At 64.7% G+C, this 23,148-nt stretch carries 21 protein-coding genes; 16 read left to right on the forward strand and 5 right to left on the reverse strand.

The window, feature by feature from the left end; all coding sequences use genetic code 11:
* Positions 1-11 precede the first annotated feature (11 nt).
* The 8 genes from SDENCHOL_RS04195 to SDENCHOL_RS04230 all read left to right on the forward strand — a co-directional run bounded on the left by SDENCHOL_RS04195 (position 12) and on the right by SDENCHOL_RS04230 (position 6,594).
* The gene (locus SDENCHOL_RS04195; RefSeq protein ID WP_067171132.1) at positions 12-401 is read left to right on the forward strand and encodes a PTS sugar transporter subunit IIA; all 390 of its coding nucleotides are present in this window, start codon (positions 12-14) and stop codon (positions 399-401) included.
* Positions 402-415: 14 nt separating this feature from the next.
* Positions 416-685, forward strand: a complete 270-nt coding sequence (locus tag SDENCHOL_RS04200) for an HPr family phosphocarrier protein (RefSeq protein ID WP_067170841.1) — start codon at positions 416-418, stop codon at positions 683-685.
* Between the two features lie 38 nt (positions 686-723).
* Complete coding sequence (gene ptsP / locus SDENCHOL_RS04205; RefSeq protein ID WP_067171129.1) at positions 724-2,481, forward strand: phosphoenolpyruvate--protein phosphotransferase; 1,758 nt, start codon at positions 724-726, stop codon at positions 2,479-2,481.
* A gap of 230 nt (positions 2,482-2,711) precedes the next feature.
* Positions 2,712-3,842 carry a homoserine O-succinyltransferase MetX gene (gene metX, locus SDENCHOL_RS04210; protein ID WP_231912906.1) on the forward strand — a complete coding sequence of 377 codons (1,131 nt, stop codon included), beginning with the start codon at positions 2,712-2,714 and terminating at the stop codon, positions 3,840-3,842.
* Between the two features lie 2 nt (positions 3,843-3,844).
* Complete coding sequence (gene metW / locus SDENCHOL_RS04215) at positions 3,845-4,483, forward strand: methionine biosynthesis protein MetW (RefSeq protein ID WP_067171126.1); 639 nt, start codon at positions 3,845-3,847, stop codon at positions 4,481-4,483.
* A gap of 38 nt (positions 4,484-4,521) precedes the next feature.
* Positions 4,522-5,754 carry an AmpG family muropeptide MFS transporter gene (locus tag SDENCHOL_RS04220; protein WP_231913007.1) on the forward strand — a complete coding sequence of 411 codons (1,233 nt, stop codon included), beginning with the start codon at positions 4,522-4,524 and terminating at the stop codon, positions 5,752-5,754.
* A gap of 131 nt (positions 5,755-5,885) precedes the next feature.
* Entirely contained in the window at positions 5,886-6,095 is a 210-nt protein-coding gene (locus tag SDENCHOL_RS04225) for a hypothetical protein (RefSeq protein ID WP_067170835.1), read from the forward strand.
* Between the two features lies 1 nt (position 6,096).
* Complete coding sequence (locus tag SDENCHOL_RS04230; protein WP_067170832.1) at positions 6,097-6,594, forward strand: acyl-CoA thioesterase; 498 nt, start codon at positions 6,097-6,099, stop codon at positions 6,592-6,594.
* Between the two features lie 21 nt (positions 6,595-6,615).
* Here the strand turns inward: SDENCHOL_RS04230 and SDENCHOL_RS04235 are convergent, their stop codons facing one another.
* Positions 6,616-7,836 carry a class I SAM-dependent methyltransferase gene (locus SDENCHOL_RS04235; protein WP_083522888.1) on the reverse strand — a complete coding sequence of 407 codons (1,221 nt, stop codon included), beginning with the start codon at positions 7,834-7,836 and terminating at the stop codon, positions 6,616-6,618.
* A 55-nt stretch (positions 7,837-7,891) separates the two neighbouring features.
* Here SDENCHOL_RS04235 and tcdA point away from each other — a divergent pair, with 55 nt between their 5' ends.
* Positions 7,892-8,692 (forward strand): tRNA cyclic N6-threonylcarbamoyladenosine(37) synthase TcdA, encoded by an 801-nt coding sequence (gene tcdA / locus SDENCHOL_RS04240; protein WP_067170829.1) that lies wholly within the window; start codon positions 7,892-7,894, stop codon positions 8,690-8,692.
* Positions 8,693-8,708: 16 nt separating this feature from the next.
* On the opposite strand, the gene SDENCHOL_RS04245 is transcribed toward tcdA, so the two are convergent.
* From SDENCHOL_RS04245 to thiD, 4 genes are read right to left on the reverse strand one after another with little or no spacing between them, the layout of a single operon-like run.
* Positions 8,709-9,026 (reverse strand): hypothetical protein, encoded by a 318-nt coding sequence (locus SDENCHOL_RS04245; RefSeq protein ID WP_067170826.1) that lies wholly within the window; start codon positions 9,024-9,026, stop codon positions 8,709-8,711.
* A complete protein-coding gene (gene hemL / locus SDENCHOL_RS04250; RefSeq protein WP_067170823.1) occupies positions 9,023-10,300 on the reverse strand; it encodes a glutamate-1-semialdehyde 2,1-aminomutase in 1,278 nt (425 codons plus the stop codon). The genes SDENCHOL_RS04245 and hemL overlap by 4 nt, the downstream gene beginning before the upstream one ends.
* Positions 10,287-10,961, reverse strand: a complete 675-nt coding sequence (thiE, locus tag SDENCHOL_RS04255) for a thiamine phosphate synthase (RefSeq protein ID WP_067170820.1) — start codon at positions 10,959-10,961, stop codon at positions 10,287-10,289. Before thiE ends, hemL begins: the two co-directional genes overlap by 14 nt.
* Positions 10,948-11,850 carry a bifunctional hydroxymethylpyrimidine kinase/phosphomethylpyrimidine kinase gene (gene thiD, locus SDENCHOL_RS04260; RefSeq protein ID WP_067171120.1) on the reverse strand — a complete coding sequence of 301 codons (903 nt, stop codon included), beginning with the start codon at positions 11,848-11,850 and terminating at the stop codon, positions 10,948-10,950. The genes thiE and thiD overlap by 14 nt, the downstream gene beginning before the upstream one ends.
* 241 nt (positions 11,851-12,091) lie before the next feature.
* Here thiD and SDENCHOL_RS04265 point away from each other — a divergent pair, with 241 nt between their 5' ends.
* The 7 genes from SDENCHOL_RS04265 to ubiU all read left to right on the forward strand — a co-directional run bounded on the left by SDENCHOL_RS04265 (position 12,092) and on the right by ubiU (position 23,144).
* On the forward strand, positions 12,092-12,574 hold the full coding sequence (locus SDENCHOL_RS04265; RefSeq protein ID WP_083522886.1) for a retropepsin-like aspartic protease family protein: 483 nt from the start codon (positions 12,092-12,094) through the stop codon (positions 12,572-12,574).
* 192 nt (positions 12,575-12,766) lie between these two features.
* Positions 12,767-13,126 carry a response regulator gene (locus tag SDENCHOL_RS04270; protein ID WP_067171114.1) on the forward strand — a complete coding sequence of 120 codons (360 nt, stop codon included), beginning with the start codon at positions 12,767-12,769 and terminating at the stop codon, positions 13,124-13,126.
* Between the two features lie 31 nt (positions 13,127-13,157).
* Entirely contained in the window at positions 13,158-13,523 is a 366-nt protein-coding gene (locus SDENCHOL_RS04275; protein WP_067171111.1) for a response regulator, read from the forward strand.
* A gap of 41 nt (positions 13,524-13,564) precedes the next feature.
* Positions 13,565-14,122: a chemotaxis protein CheW gene (locus SDENCHOL_RS04280; RefSeq protein ID WP_067170817.1), complete on the forward strand. Its 558-nt coding sequence runs from the start codon at positions 13,565-13,567 to the stop codon at positions 14,120-14,122.
* A 92-nt stretch (positions 14,123-14,214) separates the two neighbouring features.
* Positions 14,215-16,500, forward strand: a complete 2,286-nt coding sequence (locus SDENCHOL_RS04285; RefSeq protein ID WP_083522885.1) for a methyl-accepting chemotaxis protein — start codon at positions 14,215-14,217, stop codon at positions 16,498-16,500.
* Positions 16,501-16,574: 74 nt separating this feature from the next.
* Positions 16,575-22,067: an Hpt domain-containing protein gene (locus SDENCHOL_RS04290; protein ID WP_154716110.1), complete on the forward strand. Its 5,493-nt coding sequence runs from the start codon at positions 16,575-16,577 to the stop codon at positions 22,065-22,067.
* Positions 22,068-22,130: 63 nt separating this feature from the next.
* The gene (gene ubiU, locus SDENCHOL_RS04295; RefSeq protein WP_067170812.1) at positions 22,131-23,144 is read left to right on the forward strand and encodes a ubiquinone anaerobic biosynthesis protein UbiU; all 1,014 of its coding nucleotides are present in this window, start codon (positions 22,131-22,133) and stop codon (positions 23,142-23,144) included.
* Positions 23,145-23,148 lie beyond the last annotated feature (4 nt).

Below are 23,148 nucleotides of genomic sequence, written 5' to 3' on the forward strand. Positions count from 1 at the left end.
ATGGCACGGCAATGATCGGATTGTTTTTGATTACCCACGGCAGCCTCGGCGAGTCGCTGATCCAGTGCGCCTGCCATGTGCTTGGCCGGCGGCCGCCGCAGATCGTCCAGTTGGGGTTGGCGGCACAGGACGATCCGGCCGAGGCCGTGCCGCTGGCGCGTGAAATGCTCGGCTTGGTCGACAAGGGGGAGGGCGCGCTGATCCTGACCGACATCTATGGCGCGACACCTGCCAATGTGGCCGCGCAGTTGCTCGATCCCGGACGCATCGAAGGCGTGACCGGCGTCAATCTGCCGATGTTGCTGCGTGCCCTGACCTATCGTGGGCAGGGGTTGGAGATCCTGCGGGGCAAGGCCGTTGGCGGTGGCCGTGACGGTGTTTTCAACATGCTGGACAACTGATCAACCGAGACATCATGCCGAAAGCCGAAGTCGAAATCGTCAATAAACTGGGTCTCCATGCGCGTGCCTCGGCCAAGCTGACCATGCTTGCCGGCAGCTTTCCCTGCGAAGTCTGGATGGAGCGCAACGGCCGCCGCATCAATGCCAAAAGCATCATGGGGGTGATGATGCTGGCGGCCGGCAAGAATTCCAAGGTATTCGTCGAAACCGAGGGCGAGCGTGCGGACGAGGCGCTGCAGGCCCTGCAGGCGCTGATTGCCGACAAGTTCGGCGAGGGCGAATGAATGCCGGCCGCGCGCAATCGGGACAGGGAGTGGACGCGTTGACCTTCGCGCTGCATGGTCTGGCCGTTTCCTCGGGCATCGCCATCGGCCATGCCCAACTGATCTCCCATGCCACGCTGGAGGTCGATCAGTATCAACTGCGCGAACGCGAAGTCGCTGCCGAACTGTCGCGCTTCGATGAAGCGCTGGAGACCGTGCGTGCCGAGCTCGGCCAGCTCAAGCTCGAAGCGGAGGCCTCCGTGGGTGCCGCCGTCGAGCTTTCCGCTTTCGTCGATCTGCAACTGATGTTTCTGGATGACCCCCTGCTTGCCGCCGCCTCGCGCGTGCTGATCAAGGAGCGGCGCTGCAATGCCGAATGGGCGCTGGTGCAGCAGATGGAATACCTCGTGGCGCAGTTCGATGAAATGGAAGATGCCTATCTGCGCGAGCGCAAGCAGGACATCGTGCAGGTGGTCGAGCGCATCCTCAAGGTGCTGATGGGCCGGGCGCGCAAGATCGGCAAGCGCAAGGGGCGCGAGGACGTGCCGGCCATCGTCGTCGCCCATGATCTTTCCCCGGCGGATACCATCCAGTTCAAGCGCCTGAGCATCGGCGGCTTCGTCACCGATCTGGGCGGCGCCACCTCGCACACGGCCATCGTCGCGCGCAGTCTGGCGATTCCGGCGGTGGTGGGTCTGCATCATGCCCGCTCGCTGATTCGTGACGATGATCTGCTGATCGTCGATGGCACGCGCGGGGTGCTGATCGTCAATCCCGACGAGCGCGTGCTCGAGGAATATCGTCTGCGCCAGGGTGAGCTGCAGATCGAGCGCAACAAGCTCAAGCGTCTGCGCACGGCGCGCACGCAGACGCTCGATGGCGAGGACGTGCAGCTCTATGCCAACATCGAGCTGCCGCAGGACATCGATCAGGTCAAGGAGGTCGGCGCGGCTGGCGTCGGTTTGTTCCGCACCGAATTCCTCTTCATGAATCGCGACGACCTGCCCAGCGAGGACGAACAATTCGAAGCCTATCGCCGTGTCGTCAAGACGCTGGCCGACAAGCCGGTCACCATCCGTACCCTGGACGTCGGCGCCGACAAGCAGAGCCGCGCCCTGCGAACGTTCAGCCAGACCAGTGGCGGGCGCACGGAACCCAACCCAGCGCTGGGGCGCCGGGCGATCCGTTATTGCCTGGCCGAGCCGCAGATTTTTCTGACGCATTTGCGCGCCATCCTGCGCGCTTCGCAGTACGGCAAGGCGTATATCCTGATCCCGATGCTGGCGCATGCGCACGAAATCGAGCAGACGCTGGAGATGATCGCCCTGGCCAAGCAGCAATTGCGCGATGCGCGCATCAAGTTCGATGACACCATCAAGGTCGGCGGCATGATCGAGATTCCCGCCGCGGCCATGGCGCTGGGCCCCTTTCTCAAGCGCCTGGACTTTCTCTCGATCGGCACCAACGACCTGATCCAGTACACCCTGGCGATCGACCGCAGCGACGAGGCGGTCGCGCATCTTTACGATCCGCTGCATCCGGCCGTGCTGCGTCTGGTGGCGCAGACCATCGAGCGCGGCAACCGCGCCGGTCTGCCGGTGGCGGTCTGCGGCGAAATGGCCGGCGATGTGAACATGACCCGTTTGCTGCTGGGTATGGGCTTGCGCAAATTTTCCCTGCACCCCGCGCAATTGCTGGAGGTCAGGCAGCAAGTCCTGAAAAGCGATGCCGCCGCCCTGCAGGTTGCCGTGACGCGCCTGTTGCGCCTCGACGACAGCGCGCGCATCCGTGAGCAGTTGGCGAAAATCAATGCTTGAGACGGGTGATCGGCGCCATCGTTACGTTTGTCACGTTTGACTTTCCGGCAGCAGCAGAGTAGTTTCCCACCCCGCGCCGATTTGATTTCGACCGATTGCTGCGGTCACTTCAGCTTGCGGGCGCCTGACAAATACGGCTAAAGCGAAAAGGGAAAGCAGAGCAATGAACCCGATCCGCAATGTGCGCAATGTGCAATGGCCGATCGGGTTTTTCTTTTTCTGGTGACAGCTTGAATTCACGGACTCACAGTGTCGGCTTCGTCGAAGCGCAGCACGCCCATTTCGACGAGCCTCTCGTCCTGCGCTGCGGCGCGGTGCTGCCGGCCTACGATCTGGTTTATGAAACCTATGGCACGCTGAATGCGGCCAAATCCAATGCCATTCTCGTTTGCCACGCCTTGTCCGGTCATCATCATCTGGCCGGCTATTACCTCGAACAGCCGGACGACATCGGCTGGTGGGACAACATCATCGGCCCCGGCAAGCCGCTGGATACCGACAGGTTCTTCATCGTCGGCGTAAATAATCTCGGCGGCTGCCACGGCTCGACCGGGCCTTCTTCCATCAATCCAGCCACCGGCAAGCCCTGGGGCGCGGATTTTCCGCTGGTGGCGGTGAACGACTGGGTGCATGCCCAGGCGCGGCTGGCGGATCGGCTCGGCATCGACAGTTGGGCGGCGGTGGTCGGCGGCAGTCTGGGCGGCATGCAGGCGCTGCGCTGGGCGATCACCTGTCCCGAGCGGGTGCGTCATTCCGTGGTGATCGCGGCGGCACCCAAGCTGTCGGCGCAGAACATCGCCTTCAATGATGTCGCTCGCCAGGCCATCCTCACCGATCCGGATTTTCATGGCGGCCACTATTACGAGCATGACGTCCGGCCGGTGCGCGGCCTGCGGCTGGCGCGCATGATCGGCCATATCACCTATCTTTCCGACGACCAGATGGGCGAGAAATTCGGCCGCGTGATGCGCCACGACAGTTTTCGTTACGGTTACGGCATCGAGTTCGAGATCGAGTCCTATCTGCGTTACCAGGGCGACAAGTTTGCCGGCTATTTCGACGCCAACACCTATCTCCTGATGACCAGGGCGCTCGATTATTTCGACCCGGCGCGGGAGTGCAATGGCGATCTGCATGTCACGCTGGCGCGCACGCGGGCCGCCTTCCTGGTGATTTCCTTCCTCACCGATTGGCGCTTCAGTCCGGCGCGGTCGAAGGAGATCGTTGCCGGACTGCTGGCCAACCGGCGCGATGTTTCCTATGCCGAGCTGGACTTGCGCTGGGGCCATGATTCCTTCCTGATGGAAGATCCGCATTACCACGCCGTGCTGAGGACTTATCTGCAGCGGATCAAGCTATGAGCATGTCCAAATCCAGACCCGCGCCCAAAGCCAGCCGCGAATCCAGGCCCAAGCCCCTGGGACGCGCCGATTTTGAAGTCATTGCCGGCTGGGTGCAGCCCGGCGAAAGCGTGCTCGATCTTGGCTGCGGTGATGGTTCGCTGCTGCGCATGCTGATCGATGAACGCGGGGCGCGCGGCTATGGCGTCGAGATCGAGGACGCGAATGTCCTGAAAGCGATCGAGAACGGCGTGAATGTGATCCAGAGCGATCTGGATACGGGGCTGGCGATATTCGTCGATGCTTCCTTCGACCATGTCGTGCTGTCGCGCACCCTGCAGACGGTGCGGCATACTCAGGGCATCCTGCTCGACATGCTGCGCGTCGGGCGCGAGGCGGTGGTGTCGTTCCCGAATTTCGGCTACTGGAAGAATCGCCTGGCCGTCATGGGCGGGCGCATGCCGGTATCCGAGGATCTGCCCTATGAATGGTACGACACGCCCAACATGCGTTTCTTCACCATGCTCGATTTCGAGGATCTCTGCCGCCAGATGAATCTGGTCGTGCGCGATCGCCAGGTGCTGGATGAACAAGGGCAACTCGTCACGGAAGAACACGACTTCCTCGGCAGTCTTGCCGTCTACCGCCTCGCCCGGGAATGAGATTGCCCGACTGGCTTGCCGCGCTGTTCACGCGGCGCATGCTGATTTGCGTGGTCACCGGATTTTCCTCCGGCTTGCCGCTGTATCTGCTGCTCAACCTGATTCCCGCCTGGCTGTTTTCCGAAGGCATCAGCCTCAAGGAGATCGGCGTGATGACGCTGATCCAGTTGCCCTACACCTGGAAATTCATCTGGGCGCCGTTGATGGATCGCTATGCCGTACTCGGCCTGGGCCGGCGGCGCGGCTGGATGCTGCTGACCCAGTTGGGCCTGCTGGCCAGCATCACGGGTTTCGGCTTGTTGCAGCCGCATGTTCAATTGTTTCAGATCGTCGCCCTGGCGCTGTTGCTGACCGTGCTTTCGGCCACTCAAGACATCGCTATCGACGCCTTTCGCCGGGAGATTCTCAGCGATGCCGAGCTTGGGCTGGGCAACTCGGTGCATGTCAATGCCTACCGCATCGCCGGGCTGGTTCCCGGTTCGCTGGCGTTGATCCTGGCGGATCATCTGCCTTGGTCGCAGGTGTTTCTGGTCACGGCCATGTTCATGCTGCCCGGCGTGCTGATGAGCCTGCTGGTGCGCGAGCCGGTCTGTTCCGCCGCCGCGCCGCCGAGTCTGCGGGCGGCGGTGGTCGAACCCTTCAAGGAATTCATCGGCCGCGCCGGACTACGCGAGGCGCTGGCCATCCTGGCCTTCATTTTTCTCTACAAGCTGGGCGACAGCCTGAGCACGGCGCTGGCCACGCCTTTCTATCTGAGCATGGGCTATACCAAGACGCATATCGGTCTGGTGGCCAAGCATGCCGGGTTGTGGCCGGCGGTGATCGGCGGCCTGCTCGGTGGTTTGTGGATGATACGCCTGGGCATCAACCGGGCGCTCTGGTTGTTCGGCGTGGTTCAGCTTCTGTCCATCTTCGGTTTCGCCTGGCTGGCGGCGCGCGGCGCGCAAGCGGCGATCGGTTCCGGCGAACTGTGGATGCTGGCCGTGGTGATCGGTTTCGAGGCGCTCGGTGTCGGTCTCGGCACGGCGGCTTTCGTCGCCTTCATCGCGCGCGCTACCAATCCGCTGTATACCGCGACCCAGTTCGCGCTGTTTACCAGTCTGGCGTCCGTGCCGCGCAGCTTCATCAACGCCAGCGCCGGCTGGCTGGTCGAGCAATTGGGTTGGTTCGCGTTTTTCATGCTGTGCGCGGCGTTGGCCGTGCCGGGCATGCTGCTGTTGTTCAAGGTCGCGCCCTGGCATGCTGCGCGCGAGGGGGACGGCCCTGGCTGAAACAGGGATCGCAGGCCAAGACCAGACCGGCAAAAAATCTTTTCCGGATTCAACTTTTTCCGGATTTATCCGTTAATCTGCTTGCGTGGGCCAAGTGCACCACGCGCTCCAACCACCGACGGGAGGCTGAAATGGTCATCATCATGGACATGGAATCGGGCAGCCACCTTCACGCGGATTCCGGTGCTTCCTGCGAGGAAATGCAGATGCCGCGCCAGCAGCCGCAATCACAATCACGGACGGCATGGTTGGCCGCTCCGCATCAGGCGCTGCCGCAGTGCCATCCGCAGCTTCAACTGGGACTGCAGGAAGTCCTGCCAAGCAGGTATACCCAGCGTTGAGATGAGCGGACGCCAGCAGCCGCTCGCGCAGCGCGAGCGGCGCGGCAGTTATTCGAGGTTCTTCGAGTTTGCCCCGGCAGCTACTGTAGCCGCCGCATTTGCCGTGGAGCCGGCCCGGGCGGACATGGCTGCCTGCATCGCCTGCTTCGAACGCATCATCGACGACTATCTGGCGGCGAATTGTGCGGTGGATGCGGTGGGTGCGGTGGATGAAGTGGGTACAAACAGCGTGCGCTCGCAAAGCTTCGAGGCCTGCTGCCGTTTCCAGCGCGCATTCGAGTTCACGGAGCGGATGGAAGCCGGTCTGCGCGTCGACGAACTGGGTGAATATTCGGTGCGTTTCGGGATCGCGCTGTTTCCGCCGGGCGAGGATGATCGTTGCAGGCCGCTGGCAGCCGGCAGCGTCGTACGCGTCTTCATTGCCAACGCGACGGGCAAACCCGTGCCGCTGACGGCTACTTTGCGCAGCGGTCTGTTGCGGTTGGCTGCCGGGGGATAAAGTCGAAATCCCGCAGAAAGCCTACAGCGTGTGCAGGCGGCTGCCGGACTGAAAGCCGCTGACCGGTTCGCTCAGGTCGCGGCCGAAAGCAATGACCTTGAAGCGCTCGCCCATTTCATGCGGCAGGATCAGTTTTTCGACGCTGCGCGCGGCGGCAAGATAGGCGCGGCTGCGAGTATCGGGAATCTGCGCCAGCAACTCGGTGATGCCGCAGTTGAGCAGAAAGCGTCCTTGCGGGAGATAACCCAGCACATCCAGCCCGGCAGCAAAGCCGGCATCGGCAATGGCGCTGAAATCGACATGCGCGGTGATGTCGTTGAGGCCCGGCCACCACAGCGGATTTTCGTGGGCGTGATGGCGGTAGTGGCACATCAGGGTGCCCTGGCTGCGTTGCGGCAGATAGTATTCGCTGCGCGAGTGGCCGTAGTCGATCAGCAGCAGCGCCCCCCGTTCCAGGCGCTGTCCCCACTCGGCCACCCAGGCCGGGGCGGCGAGAGAGATTTCCGAGAGGTAGGGATAAGGCCCCTGGAGGCCGATCTGCGCGGCTGCCGTTTGCAGCGCCGGTCCGGCCGGCCGGTCGGACCAGCAGAACTGTCCGGCCTCGTCCAGGCTCACGCCGCGCTCCAGCAGCACGCCGGGCTCGGGCCAGACGAGCAGGGCCACCGGCATGGCATCGAGCAGCTCGTTGCCCAGCACCAGCCCGGCAAAATGCGCCGGCAAGGTATCCAGCCAGCTCACCCGGTCGAGCAGGTGGGCCGTCCGCCGGCTCAGGGTCTCGCGCTGGCGGGCGCGCAACTCGCCTGAAAGTTCGAGGATCAGATAGCGCGCCGGCAGGTTGCCGCGGCGTTCCAGTTCGAGCAGCAGTTCGGCGGCCAGCAGGCCGCTGCCGGCGCCGGCTTCGAGTATCTGCGGCGCGCTTTGCGCCATGACCTGGGCCGCCGGCGTGGCCAGGCTGCGGGCGAAGAGCGGCGAGATTTCCGGTGCGGTGATGAAGTCGCCGGCCTCGCCGAATTTCTGCGCGCCGCCACTGTAATAGCCCAACTCCGGCATATACAGGGCCAATTCCATGTAGCGCGAGAACGGCAGCCAGCCGCCGGCCTGGGCGATTTCCTCGCCGATGCGCCGGTACAGTTGCAGGCTGGCGGCCTGGGCGTCGGCCGTCGGTTCGGGCAGGCGGGCACTGCCGGCGCGGGTGTCGAGATGCTTCAGGCGCGTGGCGGTGCCGGGAGGTCTGGTTTCCATGGGATGCGCATTGTGCCATGATGCGCGTCCCGATTTGACCGAACTACTAGGTGTCGTGACCACAGAGCTGGACTTCGAGCGCCGCTTCGGCGGCATCAATCGTCTGTATGGCGAGGACGCGCTGGCGAGGCTGAGCCAGGCCCATGTTTGCGTCGTCGGCATCGGCGGGGTCGGCTCCTGGGCGGCCGAAGCGCTGGCGCGTTGCGGCGTCGGGTATCTGACGCTGATCGATCTCGATCACATTGCCGAGTCCAACACCAATCGCCAGATCCATGCCCTGGAAGGCGCCTACGGCCAGGCCAAGGTGACGGCCATGGCGGCGCGTATCCGGCACATCAACCCGCTGTGCCGGGTGACGGAGATCGACGACTTCATCACCGTGGAGAACGTCGCCCGGTTACTGCCATCCTGCGATGCCGTGCTCGATGCCATCGACGATGGCCGCGCCAAGGCCGCTTTGATCGCGCATTGCCGCGCCCATGACATGCCGCTGGTGACTACCGCCGCCGCCGGTGGCCGGCGCGATCCGACGCGTATCCGGGTGGCCGATCTGGCGCGTACCGAGCACGATCCGCTGGCTGCCCGGCTGCGCGCCCAGTTGCGCAAGGACTACGGTTTTCCGCGCGGCGAGAAACAGAGCTTTGGCGTCGAATGCGTGTTTTCCACCGAATCCATCGTGCGGCCGCAAAAGCCGGCCGCCTGCGCCTCTGACCCTGGTGCCGCGCCCCAGGGTCTCAACTGCGCCGGCTACGGTTCGGCCGTCATGGTCACCGCCAGCTTCGGCATGGTCGCCGCCGGACGGGTGATCGAGCGGTTGCTGGAAGCGGGTGCCGGGGAGCAGGTGGGAGGGAGATGACGCCGCGGCCTTGGCCCTACTCCACTTCAATAGTGCAATCGCAGCCTTGCCCGGCGGCAATGCTGCGATGGAGCCGGTGCCGCAAAGGCTGTTCCAGCCAGCGCGGCAGCCAGCCCAGGTAGTGGCGCGGCTGGCGCAGCAGGCCGCAGACGTAGCGCCGTTGCGGTTCCGGCTGCCATTCCAGCGCCGGGCAGGGCGCGTGGCGAGGCCGCAGCAGCAGAAGCGCCGCGGGACAAAGCCGGGCTGCGCAGCAGACGCCGCAGCCATTGCAGGGCTCGGCCAGACGCGGCTTGGCCGGCGCGTCCCGCTGCAGCGTGATGATGGCCGACTTCAACGCTGGGCGAAGATCTTCCGCGCGGCGGCGATGGTGGCGTCGATGTCGGCCTCCGTATGGGCGGCGGAAACGAAGCCGGCTTCGAAGGCCGAAGGCGCCAGATAGTGGCCGTCCTCCAGCATGGCGTGGAAGAAGCGGTTGAAGGCGGTTTTGTCGCATTCCATCACTGCGGCGTAGTTGCCGGGTATCCGGTCGCGGAAGTAGATGCCGAACATGCCGCCCACGGATTGCGCGCAGAACGCCACCCGATTTTCCTGCGCGGCGGTCGTCAGACCCGCGCACAGGCGCTGGGTGGCTGCCGTCAGCCGGTCATAGAAGCCGGGCGCCTGGATCAGTTTCAATTGCGCCAGCCCGGCGGCCACCGAGAGCGGATTGCCGGACAGCGTGCCGGCCTGATAGACCGGACCCAGCGGGGCGATTTTCTGCATGATCTCGCGCCGGCCGCCGAAGGCGCCCAGCGGCATGCCGCCGCCGATCACCTTGCCGAAGGTGGACAGATCCGGCGTGATGCCGAACAGCCCCTGGGCGCTGGCAAGGCCGACGCGAAAGCCGGTCATCACTTCATCGAAGATCAGGACGCTGCCGTATTGCGTGCACAGTTCGCGCAGGGTCTGCAGGAACTCGGGCGTGGGCCGTATCAGGTTCATGTTGCCGGCCACCGGCTCGATGATCACGCAGGCGATCTGCTCGCCGTGGCGGGCGAAGGCATCGCGCAACTGCTGCGGGTCGTTGTAATCCAGCACCAGGGTGTGTCGGGCGAGATCGGCCGGCACGCCGCTCGAAGACGGGTTGCCGAAAGTCAGCATGCCGCTGCCGGCTTTCACCAGCAGGCTGTCGGAGTGGCCGTGATAGCAGCCCTCGAACTTGATCAGCGCATCGCGGCCGGTATGGCCGCGCGCCAGGCGGATCGCGCTCATCGTCGCTTCGGTGCCGGATGAGACCAGCCGCACCATCTCCAGGCTGGGCAGCAGGCGCAGCAGTTCCTCGGCGAGTTCCACTTCGGCTTCGGTCGGCGCGCCGAAGGACAGTCCGCGCGCGGCGGCGTCCTGTACCGCGCGCACCACTTCGGGATGAGCGTGGCCGACGATCAACGGCCCCCAGGAGCCGACGTAATCGAGATAGCTCCGATCCTCGACATCCCAGACGCGCGGTCCTGCGCCACGGCTGAAGAAGCGCGGCGTGCCGCCGACCGAGCCGAAGGCGCGCACCGGCGAATTGACGCCGCCGGGGATGCTTTGCTGGGCGCGGGAGAACAAGTCTTCATTGCGATTCATGGGAGCCTCGCTGGGAGTGGAAAGAAGTAAACAGAGCGCGGTAGGCGCGCGCGCGGGCAGTGATGTCTGCCGCATCGAAGAGGTCGCTGATCACCGCCAGCATGTCGGCGCCGGCCGCGATGGTTGCCGGCGCATTGTCCAGGGTGATGCCGCCGATGGCGGCAACGGGCAGGCCGCAGCGCCGGGCTTCGCCGAGCAGCGCCAGCGGCGCCGGCGGCGCCTGGGGCTTGGTGGGTGAGGGGTACAGGCTGCCGAAGGCGACGTAGCTGGCGCCGGCCTGGGCGGCGGCTGCGGCGCGGGCGGGATCGGCATAGCAGGAAATGCCGAGGATTTTTCCGGGGCCGAGCGCGGCGCGGGCCACGGCGATGTCCGCGCCGTGATCGTCGCGTCCCAGATGCACGCCATCGGCATTCAGCTCCAGCGCCAGCGGCAAGTCGTCGTTGATGATCAGCAGGGCGTCGTGGGCATGGCACAGGCGCAGCATTTCCGCCGCCTGGGCGCGGCGCAGGGGGGCGGGTGCCGTCTTGTTGCGATACTGCAGCAGGCGCACGCCGCCTTGCAGGGCTGCTTCGACCAGGGTTGAAAGGCGCGGCAGCAGCGGATCTTCGGGGGTGATGGCGTAAAGGCCGCGCAGCCTTGCGGCGGCTTCAGGTTGCGTCATCGGGTTCACCGGCTTCACTGGTTTCATTGCCGCGTGCCCAGAAAAAGCGGTCGGGCAGGGACTGCCCCATGCCGGGACGAAAGCCCGCTGCCAGCGTACGCCAGGTGTATTCCTGGGCGCCGCGCACGGCTTCGACGATATCCATGTCATGCGCCAGATTGGCGGCAATTGCCGAAGCCAGCGTGCAGCCCGAGCCGTGATAGCTGCCGGGCAGGCGCGCCCATTTGTCGCTGCGCACGATGCCGTGCCGGCCGTAGAGGGTATTGCTGACCTGGCCGGGATGCGTATGTTCGTGGGTGCCGGTGATGAGTACCAGTTCGCTGCCGGCGGCGATCAGGCGGCGCGCGCAGTCGGCCAGCGTCATTTCCGCCTCCCCGGCCTGTCCGCTTTCGCCTTCCTCCGTTTCGTCGTCCGGATCCTGCGCCAGGCGTCGCGCTTCCAGGCTGTTCGGGGTGAGGATGGTGGTCTGCGGCAGCAGCAACTGGAGCATGGCATCGACCATGTCTTCATCGACCAGTTGATCGCCCCGCCCCGAGGCCAGCACCGGGTCCAGGATCAGCGGAATATCGGGATAGTCGGCGACGATGCTGGCGATGACGGCAATGTTTTCCAGGCTGCCGAGCACGCCCAGTTTGAAGGCGGCGACGGGCACGTCCTCCAGCAGGGTGCGCGCCTGATCGTCGATCCAGTCGGCGTCGATCGGCAGCATGCCGTCGACCCCGGCGGTATCCTGCACGGTAATGGCGGTGATGACGCTGAGCGGATGACAGCCCAGCGCGCTCAGCGTCATGATGTCGGCCTGGATGCCGGCGCCGCCGGTGGGATCGGAAGCGGCAAAACTCAGGACGATGGGGGGTGTGGGCGACGAGGCGGCAGTGTCCAGGGGCATGGCGGCGAGGTGATGCGGGCGCATCGGAACGGGCGATAGGATGGCGAAGCGACAAGCGGCAAAGCAGCAAGGCGCCGAAGCGCCCATTTTAGCCTGCATCCATGGCCGCCTGATGAGTCGCAGCCTTTTGCGCCCGTGTTTGCGGGAGAGGGATTTGCTATCCTGCGGCTTTGTGGGTCGGCCTGCGGCAGGCCATGTTTTGCAACCTTTTTCGCGACCTTTTCTTCTGCACGATCAAACGATGACGCTCGCCCAGAAACATGTTCTCGCCGTCGTGGTCTGGTGCGCCCTGCTGGGTATCGCGTACCTGGTCATGGACAGCCAGATCAAGCCCAAGGTGGCGCTGGTGGAAGCGGGTGCGAGTGAAATCGTCATTCCCCGCTCGCGTGACGGACATTTTTACGTGGCGGGCCGTATCGGCGATCAGCCGGTCAGCTTCATGGTGGATACCGGCGCCAGCAGCGTGGCGGTCAGCGCTGCCGTTGCCCGCCGCCTGGCGTTGCCGCGCGGCGAGCCGACCCGGGTGGAGACGGCCGGCGGCAAGGTGGCGGCGGAGGAAGTCGCCGGCCAGCAGATCGCCATCGGCGGCATCGTCGTCCCGAATGCGCGCGTGCTGATATTGCCGGGAATGGCTGCGGAAGCGCTGCTGGGGCAGAATGTGCTGCGTTATCTCGAGGTCAGTCAGACGGAGCGGCAGATGATCCTGCGCGCGAAGTCCGATTGACGACGCAGGCGGCATGGCCCGGCGGGCCGTTCCGATGCTGTCGCCGGCGCGCAAAATTCCGCATGCGGCGGTGGTTGCCCGGTTGCAATCCATGACGGACGGACACAGAATGCACGCTTCGATAATGATTGAACGAACGAGGACAGGCGGGTGAGCGAGGCAGGCAGCGGTAGTCTCAATGGCATCAAGGTGATGGTGGTCGATGACTCGAACACCATCCGTAAAAGCGCCGAAATCTTTCTGCTGCAGGCAGGCTGCCAGGTGCTGCTGGCCGAAGACGGTTTCGATGCGCTGGCCAAGATCGCCGACCATCAGCCGGATATCGTGTTCTGCGACATCATGATGCCGCGCCTCGATGGTTATCAGACCTGTTCGCTCATCAAGAAGAATCCGCACTTCAGCCGCACGCCGGTGATCATGCTCTCATCCAAGGATGGCCTGTTCGACCGCGCGCGCGGGCGCATGGTCGGCTCCGAGGAATATCTGACCAAGCCATTCACCAAGGATGCCCTGCTCAAGGCGGTGGCGCATCATGCCAGGATGCCGGCATGATCTGCCGGTACTGGAGCGCGAGGAAATGAACATGCCAGCCAGGAAAATCATGGTGGTGGACGATTCTCCGACGGAACGTCTGGTGCTCGCCGATCTGCTGACCCGCAACGGCTACGTCGTGGTGACTGCCGAAAGCGGCGAACAGGCCATCGCCCTGGCCCGCCAGGAGCTGCCGGACCTGATCTTGATGGATGTCGTCATGCCCGGCGTGAACGGTTTCCAGGCCACGCGCACCATCTCGCGCGAGGAGGCGACGCGCCATATTCCGATCATCATGTGCACCAGCAAGGATCAGGCGACCGACAAGATTTGGGGCATGCGCCAGGGCGCGCAGGATTATCTGGTCAAACCGGCGGATCCGGCCGAGCTGCTGGCCAAGCTGGCGAGCATCGGCTGACGGCGGGCGGCGGGACCGAATCAATGGAAACGGGATAGCCGATGGCAAAACGTCTCAGCTTGCGTGAATTCCAGGCAGGATTGGCCGAGCGCTTGAGCTCTGCCGCACGCGGCGCAGACTCGCGCGCCCTGCTCGGCATCCAGGCGGGAAACGGTTACTGGCTGCTGGGCCTTGCCGATGCCGGCGAGATCGTGCCGCTCGCATCGCTGCCATCGCGGGCGTCATTGACGCCGGTGGCGCTGACCAAGCCCTGGTTCGTCGGTCTGGTGAATATCCGCGGGGTGCTTTACGGGGTGGTGGATTTTTCCCTGTTTCAGGGCGGGGAGCCGACACCACTGAATGACGATGCGCGCTTGCTGCTGATCGGCACTCGTTATGGCAGCAACAGTGCGCTGCTGGTTTCCCGCACGCTGGGTCTGAAAAATCCGGACGGCCTCGAATGCGTTGCCGAGGTGGAGGCGGCCGCAGAGTCAGGGCCGGCGCAGTCGTGGATAGGTGAAACATATTGCGACAGGCAGGATGCCGTCGCGCCGCGCTGGCGCCGGTTGCGCGTCCAGCCGCTGCTCGTCCACCCGGAGTTTCTTGATATCGCCCGCTGACCTGTGCCGGCCCGTTCGGCTGTAGCGGTGATGGTCATTGTTGTCGTTGTTGCTGTCACGGATTCGGCAAATCGGATTTGCAAGGGAAAAATATGGCATTCAATTTGAAACTGCCTTTTGCCAGAAAAAAAACGCCGGCAGATGCCGCGCCGTACGACCCGCTGGGCGAGACCGTCGTCATCGGCCAGGCGCCGCGCGCGGCACCATCGTCATCGCCGGCATCCGGCGTGCTTCAACGCGGGTTGCCGGGCATCGGTGCGGGCAGGTTGTCGACCCTGTGGCAGTTGGTGGTCCTCGGCATGCTGTTGATCCTGCTGTTCGGTTTCGCGGCGTTTTCCCTGTGGTTCAGTGTGCGCGACGCCGGTCATGGCGCCGCTTATGTCGGGGCGACGGGCGAGTTGCAGATGCTGGCGCAGCGTATCGGCGATGCGTTGCCGCGCGCCCTGCAGGGTGAGCCGGCCGCATTCAAGGAACTGGCGCTGGCGCGCGGGAAATATGTGAGCCGGCTCGATGCCCTGCGCCAGGGTGGGGATGTCGGTGTGGCGACCGTGCCGCCGACCCGCTCTGCCAGCGTCGAGCCGCTGCTCGACGAGGTGGCGAAGCGCTGGGCGCGTGTCGACAGGCAGGTCATGCTGCTGCGCGGCCAGGAGAAGGCGCTGGTTGCCTTGGGGCAGGCACTCGGTCTGATCCGGCAGAAAAATATGGAGGCCCAGGCACTGGTCGAAGAATTGGCGAAACCCGGGGCCACTGCCGGCGCGGGCGAATCGCTGATCGTCAGCCGCTTGTCGATGCTTGGCCAGCGGATCGAAAAAAACGCCAATTTCATGGTCATGCCGGTGACGGCGCTGGATGGCTCTGACGATGCCGATGCGGATGCCGCCGACCCGGATGCGCTGCTGCAACTCGACGAAGATCTCGAAACCTTCCGCAATCTGCAGGTTACCTTGCTGGAAAGCGGTGGTGCAGTACGTATGGCACGAGCACGTATAGCCGCCGCTCGCGATGGCGCGCCACGGACGCTGACCGAGTTGGAGGACTTGTTTACACCGCAGCAAGTTGCCTTGAGCACGGTGCTTGACCAGCGGCAGCAGTACGCGGCAGCCAGACAGGCCGTTGCCGCCGCGCTTGCGGACAACCGGCAACTGCTTGCTGCCACCGGGCAGTTGCTCAATGCCTATGGCAAGGAGGCTGCGGCAAGCTCGCTCAACCAGCGGCTGACGCCGACCATCGTGACGACGCTGCTGGCGGTGATTCTGGTGCTGCTGATGGCCAAGGTATATACCGACGATGCCGCGCGGCGCAGGCAGGAGGCGGAACGCCAGCACCGAGAGGCCGAGCGTCAGCGCCGCGACGCCGAGCGTCAGCAGCGCGATGCCGAGGCCGAGCGGAATGCCACGCAGGAGGCGATTCTGCGTCTGATGAATGAAATGGGCGATCTGGCCGATGGCGATTTGACGGTACGCGCCACCGTGACCGAGAGCATCACCGGCGCGATTGCGGATTCGGTGAATTACACCATCGAGGAGCTTTCGGTGCTGGTCAAGCGCATCAACGAGACGGCCGGCGGCGTGGCCCATGCCTCGGACAACGCGCAGAGCATTTCATCGCGCCTGCTGGAAGCCACCGAGCGGCAATCGCACAAGATCACCGAGGCGGGCGATGCCGTGCTGGGCATGGCGGGCTCCATGGACCAGGTGTCCAGCCATGCGCTGGAGTCTTCCCAGGTCGCGCGGCATTCCGTGGAAGCGGCGCAAAAGGGCGCGGCGGCGGTGACCAACTCGATCAAGGGCATGAATGAAATCCGCGATCAGATCCAGGAAACCTCCAAGCGCATCAAGCGGTTGGGCGAGTCCTCGCAGGAGATCGGCGAAATCGTCGAGTTGATTTCCGACATTACCGAGCAGACCAACGTATTGGCGTTGAATGCCGCGATCCAGGCCGCTTCGGCCGGTGAGGCGGGGCGCGGCTTCAGCGTGGTGGCTGAGGAAGTGCAGCGTCTGGCCGAGCGTTCCGGCGAGGCGACCAAGCAGATCGCCGCCATCGTCAAGACGATTCAGACCGACACGCACAATGCGGTACAGGCGATGGAAAACTCGACGCGCAACGTGGTCGAGGGAACCGTCCTCTCCGACGCCGCCGGCCAGGCGCTGACGGAAATTTCACAGGTCTCCGACAACCTGGCAAGGCTGATCGAGGACATCTCCCGGGATACGCAAAAGCAGGCCGATTCGGCAAAACAAGTCGCCGAAAGCATGCAGGAAATTTTGCAGATCACCGAACAGACCACGGCAGGCACCAAGCAGACGGCCAGCTCGATCAGCGAACTTTCGCTGCTCGCCGGCGAGCTGAAGGCTTCGGTGGCCGGCTTCAAGGTCTGACGAGTTCGACTGACGGCAGCCGGCTATGACTTCGTTGCAGGACATGATCGCCCGACGCACCTTGACGCTCACCCATGAATAATTCCGGCGCATTCGACCTCGGCCCATTGACCTGGGTCAAAGGAGAAATCGATCAAGCACTGAATCGGGCCGGCGCGGCGCTGCAGGGCTATGCCGCAGCGCAGGCCGCCGATCCCGCGATGGCCGATGCGGCGCCGTTGCAGGCGGCCCGGAATCATGTGCACCAAGCCAACGGCGCCTTGTCCATCGTCGGCCTGGACGGCGTGACGCAATTCACTGCGGCGATCGAGCAGGTATTGCTGGCGCTGGCGGCGGCGGAACTGCCCTGGTCCGGGCAAGTGGCCGATGTCTGCCAGCGGGCGCTGGCGATGGTGAGCGGCTATCTGGACGAATTGCTTGCGGGAGCACCGGATCGCGCCTTGCGCTTGCTGCCGCTTTACCGGGAGTTGGCCGCCTTGCGCGGCGCGACGCCAGCGCCGGCGGATTTGTTTTATCCCGATCTCGCGGTCTGTCCGCCACGGCGGGAAAAGGAACCGGCCGCCCTTGCGCCCGCGGCATTGACGGCGCGTCTCAAGGCCGCGCGCTTGGGTTTTCAGCGCGGCATGCTGAAATGGCTGAAAGGCGAGGCGCGCGGCCTGACCGAAATGCGCAATTCGCTGGCGGTGATCGAACTGACCCAGGCGCCGCCGGCCGCGCGCGCTTTCTGGTGGGTGGCGCTGGCTTTTCTCGATGCGCTGATCGTCGATGGGCTGGCGGTCGATGCTTCCGTGAAACGGCTTTGCGCGCGGATCGATGCGCAGATTGCCCGTCTGCTCGAAGCCGAGGCAGACCAGGAAGCGCGGCGGGATAAAGGCGAGGCCGATGCGGCCGGCAAGAAGCTGCTGCGTGAAATGCTGTACTGCGTTGCAATTGCCTCGACTGCCGGCGCGACGACGGATCACATCGCCTGCGTGCGGGCGGCGTATCGTCTTGCCGAGCTGATTCCCGAGGCCGATACCGAGGCCGATGCCGCAGCGGCGAACCTGGCAAGCGCGGTTTCGCAGCGGGCGTTGCGCGACACGCTGGAAACGGCCAAGGAAGAATGGAACCGCTATGCCAGCCAGCATCCCGCTGCCCTGGCGCCATTCCAGGCGGCTGCCAGGCGTCTGGCGGAGCAGGGGCGCGATCTCGGCCAGGTCGATCTGGCGCGGCTGGTGGCCAGCATCGGCGCCGTGGCCGACATGTTGGCCAGCCGGTCGACGCAGGAAGTCGATGCGGGTCTGGCGCTGGAAGTGGCCACCGCCTTGCTGCTGGCGGATAGCGCGCTGGAAAACCTCGGCCGGCTGGGCGTCGATTTCGCCCATCAGGTCGATGTGATGGCCGGCCGCCTGACGGTCTTGCTGCGCGGCGAAACGCCAGCGGCGTTGCAGGCGCTGGAAGTGCCGCAGCTCGACGAGATTGCTCGCCGGGCACAGGAGCGTCTGTTGCGCGACCAGGTGGTGCGCGAGATGCTCGGCAATCTTGTCGCGGTCGAACAGAAACTCGATGGCTTCTTCCGCGATCCGGCGGCGCGTGCGGCGGATCTGCCGGCATTGGCCGGGCCGCTCAAGCAGATTGAAGGCGCGCTGACCATGCTGGGCGAAATGCGCGCCGTGGATGTGCTGCGCGAATGCCGGCAGAAGGTGGCGGAATTTGCCGAATTTGCTGAATCCGCCGAATCCACTGAATCCGGGCAACCGGGCCGGCAATTTGCGCAGGCGGATTTCGAGGACGTGGCCAGCAAGCTTTCGGCGCTGGGCTTTTTCGTCGAGAAACTGCGCCATGGCCCGGCGGACCTCGATGCCATATTGCAGCCGCAGTCGCAGCCTCCATCCCGCCCGGCATCCGCTCAGCCCGAGCCGGCGCAGGCTGGGGCTGGGATTGAGGCGGCAACCATATCGGCTACGGCTGATCAGGCCGGGCCTGCAGTGCCTGAAGCCTCTGAAGCGCCGGGGGAAGACCGGCTGCTCATGCCGGTGCTGGAACATCTGCCGGATGCGGATGCCGAGGTGCCGACGCTGATGGCCGAGCAGATTGAACAGCTCGAACAGCTCGAACACCTCGAACACCTCGAACAGCCCGCTGCCGATCTGCCCTCGTTGATTCCGCCAGTGGCAGCGCCTTCTGCCGAGGCGATGCGTCTGGCGGACGCCAGCAGCGAGACGATCGATGCCGAGTTGCTGGGCATCTTTCTCGAAGAAGCGCGCGAGGTGCTGGATACCATCGCCACGCAACTGCCGCAGCTGGCCGCGCAGCCGCATGATCTGGAGACGCTGGCAGTCATGCGCCGGGCTTTTCACACCCTCAAGGGCAGCGGCCGCATGGTCGGGCTGACGGATCTGGGCGAGGCTGCCTGGTCGGTCGAACAGGTGTTGAACCAGTGGCTCAAGCTGGAGCAGGGGGCCAGTCCGGGCCTGCAGGGCATGCTCGAAGCGGCCCATGCGTCGTTCCGCGACTGGACGGCCTGTCTGGAAGCCGGCGCACCGACGCCAACAGCCGAATCGCCGGCGGTCGTCGAGCTGCATGCCGCTTGCCGGCAACTGATGGCGGGAGATGAGCTTGCCAGGGTGGATGAGGACGCCGATACCGGGATGGCGGCAGCGCCTGAACCCGTGCCTGAGCCGGTGTCCGAGGCGGCTGCCGTTCCCGCACCGCAGCCAGCCCATGCCGAGGATCTGGTCGTCATCGGCGAACTGAGCCTCTCCCCGGCGGTGTATGAAATCTATCTGGCGGAAGCGCGCAGCCATCTGGCCGTGCTCATTGCCGAACAAGCGAGCCTGGCGCAGGCGCCGCCGACGCGCGAAATTTTGCGCGCCAGCCATACCCTGGGGGGCGTTTCCGGCACGGTCGGCGTGCGTGCCGTGAATCGCCTCGGCAAGGCGCTGGAATACGCCTTGGAGCGCTTTGCCGATGCGGCCGCGGTGCCGGATGCGCAGCAACAGGCGCTGCTGTCACGTTGCATCGCATCCTTGCAGGACATGGTGGATGATCTCGCCAGCCGTCGTCTGCCCGAGGATGCCGCAGCCTTGCTGGCCGAGCTGGAGGAACTGAAGCCTGAGTCGCAGCCGCTGGCAGAGCCGAGAATGCCAACCGCGCTGGTCGACCAGTCGGAGATGCTCCCGCAGGCGGAGGATGTGGACGTTGTGGGCGATGTGGAGGTGGACGCGGATGCGGATACGGATTCGCCCTTCGTCGATCAGCGCCGCAAGCTGCGCATCCATGATGATCTCGATCCGCAGTTGTTGCCGATCTTCATTGAAGAAGGGAATGACTTGCTGCGCGAGATCGGTGGCGAACTGCGCGTCTGGCGGACAACCCCGGATGATCCGGCCATCGGCCCGCATCTGCAGCGCCTGCTGCACACGCTGAAAGGCAGCGCGCGCATGGCCGGGGCAATGCGCATGGGTGAGCTGGTGCATGGCATCGAGACTCGCTTGATCCAGGCGACGCGCCACGGTACACCGCCGGTTCCGGCTTTCCTTGACGATCTGGAAACCTGTTTCGATCGCGCGCTGGGCATGTTCGATGGGTTGATCCGCATCGAGCGCGGTGATGCCGCTGCAGGAGAAGGCGCGGCCGGAGAAACGCCGGCGACGGCGGCAGAAACGCCAGCGCCCGCTGCCGTGGCAGACGGTGCCGAGGCCATGGCGGAAGTGGCCGAAACGACCAGCCAGCGTACCCAGTTGCGCGTGCGTGCCGAACTGGTCGATGAATTCATCAACGCAGCGGGTGAGATGGCAATTGCGCGTGGGCGCATCGAAGGCGAGATGCGCTCCTTGAAGGGCTCGCTGCTCGAATTGACCGAGAACGTGATTCGTCTGCGCCAGCAACTGCGCGAAATCGAAATCCAGGCCGAGAGCCGGATGCAATCGCAATTGAATCTGCAACAGGAGTCGCAGCAGGCGTTCGATCCGCTGGAAATGGATCGTTTCACGCGCTTCCAGGAACTGACGCGGATGATGGCGGAGAGCGTCAATGACGTCACCACCGTGCAGCACAACCTGCTGCGCAACGTCGATAACGCCAGTGCCGCCATCACCGCCCAGGCACGTCTGAATCGCGATCTGTCGCAGGCATTGATGGGCGTGCGCATGCTGCCGTTCAATGCCATCGTCGACCGGTTGTACCGCGTCGTGCGCCAGGTGGCCAAGGAACTCGGGCGGCGCGTCAATCTCGACATCCGTGGCGGGCAGATCGAGCTGGATCGTTCGGTGCTGGAAAAAATGCAGGGACCGATCGAGCATCTGCTGCGCAACGCCGTCGTCCATGGCATCGAAGACCGCCAGACGCGCCGGGCCGCCGGCAAGCCGGAGATCGGCGAGATCGTCATGACGCTGGCCCAGCAAGGCAACGAAATCGTCATCGAACTGGCGGATGACGGCGCCGGTCTGGATTACGCACGGATCCGCAGCAAGGCGCTCGAACTGGGCATGCTCGGCGCCGATGAGCCGGTTGATGAGCAGCGGTTGGCGCAATTCATTTTTTCTGCGGGCTTCAGTACGGCGCAGCAAGTCAGCGAGGTGGCCGGGCGCGGCGTCGGCATGGACGTGGTGCGCACCGAGGCCATGGCGCTCGGCGGCCGCATCGAAGTGCATTCGGCCAGCGGGCAGGGCACGCGTTTTCGCATCTACCTGCCGCTGACGCTGGCGGTGAGCCAGGCGCTGCTGGTGCGCTCGGGCAATCGCAGCTATGCCCTGCCATCGACCATGGTCGAGCAGGTGATGGAGCTGCGTCCGGAGGCGGCCATGGAAATTCGCGCAGCCGGCGGCACGGATTGGCTGGATACGCATTACCCCTGGTATTCATTGGCGCAGCTCCTGGGCGAGGAGGGCGCAAAAGGAGAAACCGCAGCGCCGCGGCGTCACTGGATTCTCCTGTTGAAAGGGGCCGATCGGCACATCGCGCTCGAGGTCGATGGCGTGGGCGGCAACCAGGAAATCGTCGTCAAGAACATCGGCCCGCAGTTGGCGCGGGTGCCCGGCATTGCCGGGGCGACCGTGCTGAATGATGGCGAAATTGCGCTGATTCTCAATCCGCTGGTGCTTGCCGGCCGCGAGCGCGTACCGGCGGCGGAGGCGGATGCAACAGGGTTGGCAGTCGCCTCTGCCAACCTTGTTGCCGCGCCACCGGCCAGCGTGGCGCCGACCATCATGGTGGTCGATGATTCGCTGACGGTGCGCAAGATCGTCGGCCGCCTGCTGGCGCGCGAAGGCTACCAGGTAGTGACCGCCAAGGACGGCGTCGATGCGCTCGAACAACTGGCCGATTTCGTGCCGACGGCCATGTTGGTGGATATTGAAATGCCGCGCATGGATGGCTTCGAGCTGACGCGCCACGTGCGTGCCGATGCGCGGCTGCGGGCGGTGCCGATCGTCATGATCACTTCGCGGATCGCCGACAAGCATCGCGAGCATGCGCTGGCACTGGGCGTCAACGCCTATCTGGGCAAACCCTACGACGACGAGGCGCTGCTGGGCCTGCTGCGCGACTATGCGGCGCAGCAACAGGTCGCTGCTACGGCGACTTGAGCGGAATCAATCGCATATCCCGGCAGAGGCGCGTATACTGTCGGCTCTTTTTCGGGAGCGTGCATGTCTGCTCAAGCCTCTATGGAGCTCGTCTGTCCGGCGGGCAGTCTGCCGGCGCTGAAGGCGGCCATCGATCATGGCGCCGATTGCGTGTATCTGGGTTTTCGCGACGATACCAATGCGCGCAACTTCAACGGCCTCAATTTTGACGACAAGGCGCTGACCGAGGGTCTGCGCTACGCGCATGCGCGCGGGCGCAAGGTGCTGCTGGCGCTGAACACCTATCCGCAGGCCGGCAACTGGGCGCGCTGGACCGGCGCCATCGATCGCGCCGCGCAGGCCGGCATCGATGCCATCATCCTCGCCGATCCCGGCCTGATGGCTTATGCGCAGCGCACCTGGCCCGATCTGCGCCTGCATCTGTCGGTGCAGGGCTCGGCGACCAGCTACGAGGCCATCAACTTCTATCGCGAGCGTTTCGGCATTCAGCGCGCGGTATTGCCGCGCGTGCTTTCCATGGCCCAGGTGGCTCACGTCGTCGCCAACACCGAGGTCGAGATCGAAGTCTTCGGCTTTGGCGGCCTGTGCGTGATGGTCGAAGGGCGCTGCGCGCTGTCGGCCTATGCCACCGGCACTTCGCCGAACTGCCAGGGCGCCTGTTCGCCGGCCAAGAGCGTGCGCTGGGAACAAACCGATGCCGGCATGGAAACGCGCCTGAACGGCATCCTCATCGACCGCTACGACGAAGGCGAGCGGGCCGGTTATCCGACCTTGTGCAAGGGGCGCTTCGCCGTCGAGGAAGAAACCTATTACGCCATCGAGGAGCCGACCAGCCTGAATACGCTGGAACTGTTGCCGCAGCTCATGGAGATCGGCGTGCGCGCCATGAAGATCGAAGGACGCCAGCGCAGCCCGGCGTATGTCGCGCAGGTGACGCAGGTCTGGCGCGAGGCGATCGACAGTTGCCGCAGCAATCCGGCCGGCTTCGTCGTCAGACCGGCCTGGCTGGCCGAGCTGGGCAAGGTTTCCGAGGGGCAGTCGAATACCCTCGGCGCCTACAATCGTCCGTGGAAGTGAAGTC

The sequence above is a fragment of the Sterolibacterium denitrificans genome, assembly GCF_900174485.1.
GTDB lineage: Bacteria > Pseudomonadota > Gammaproteobacteria > Burkholderiales > Rhodocyclaceae > Sterolibacterium > Sterolibacterium denitrificans.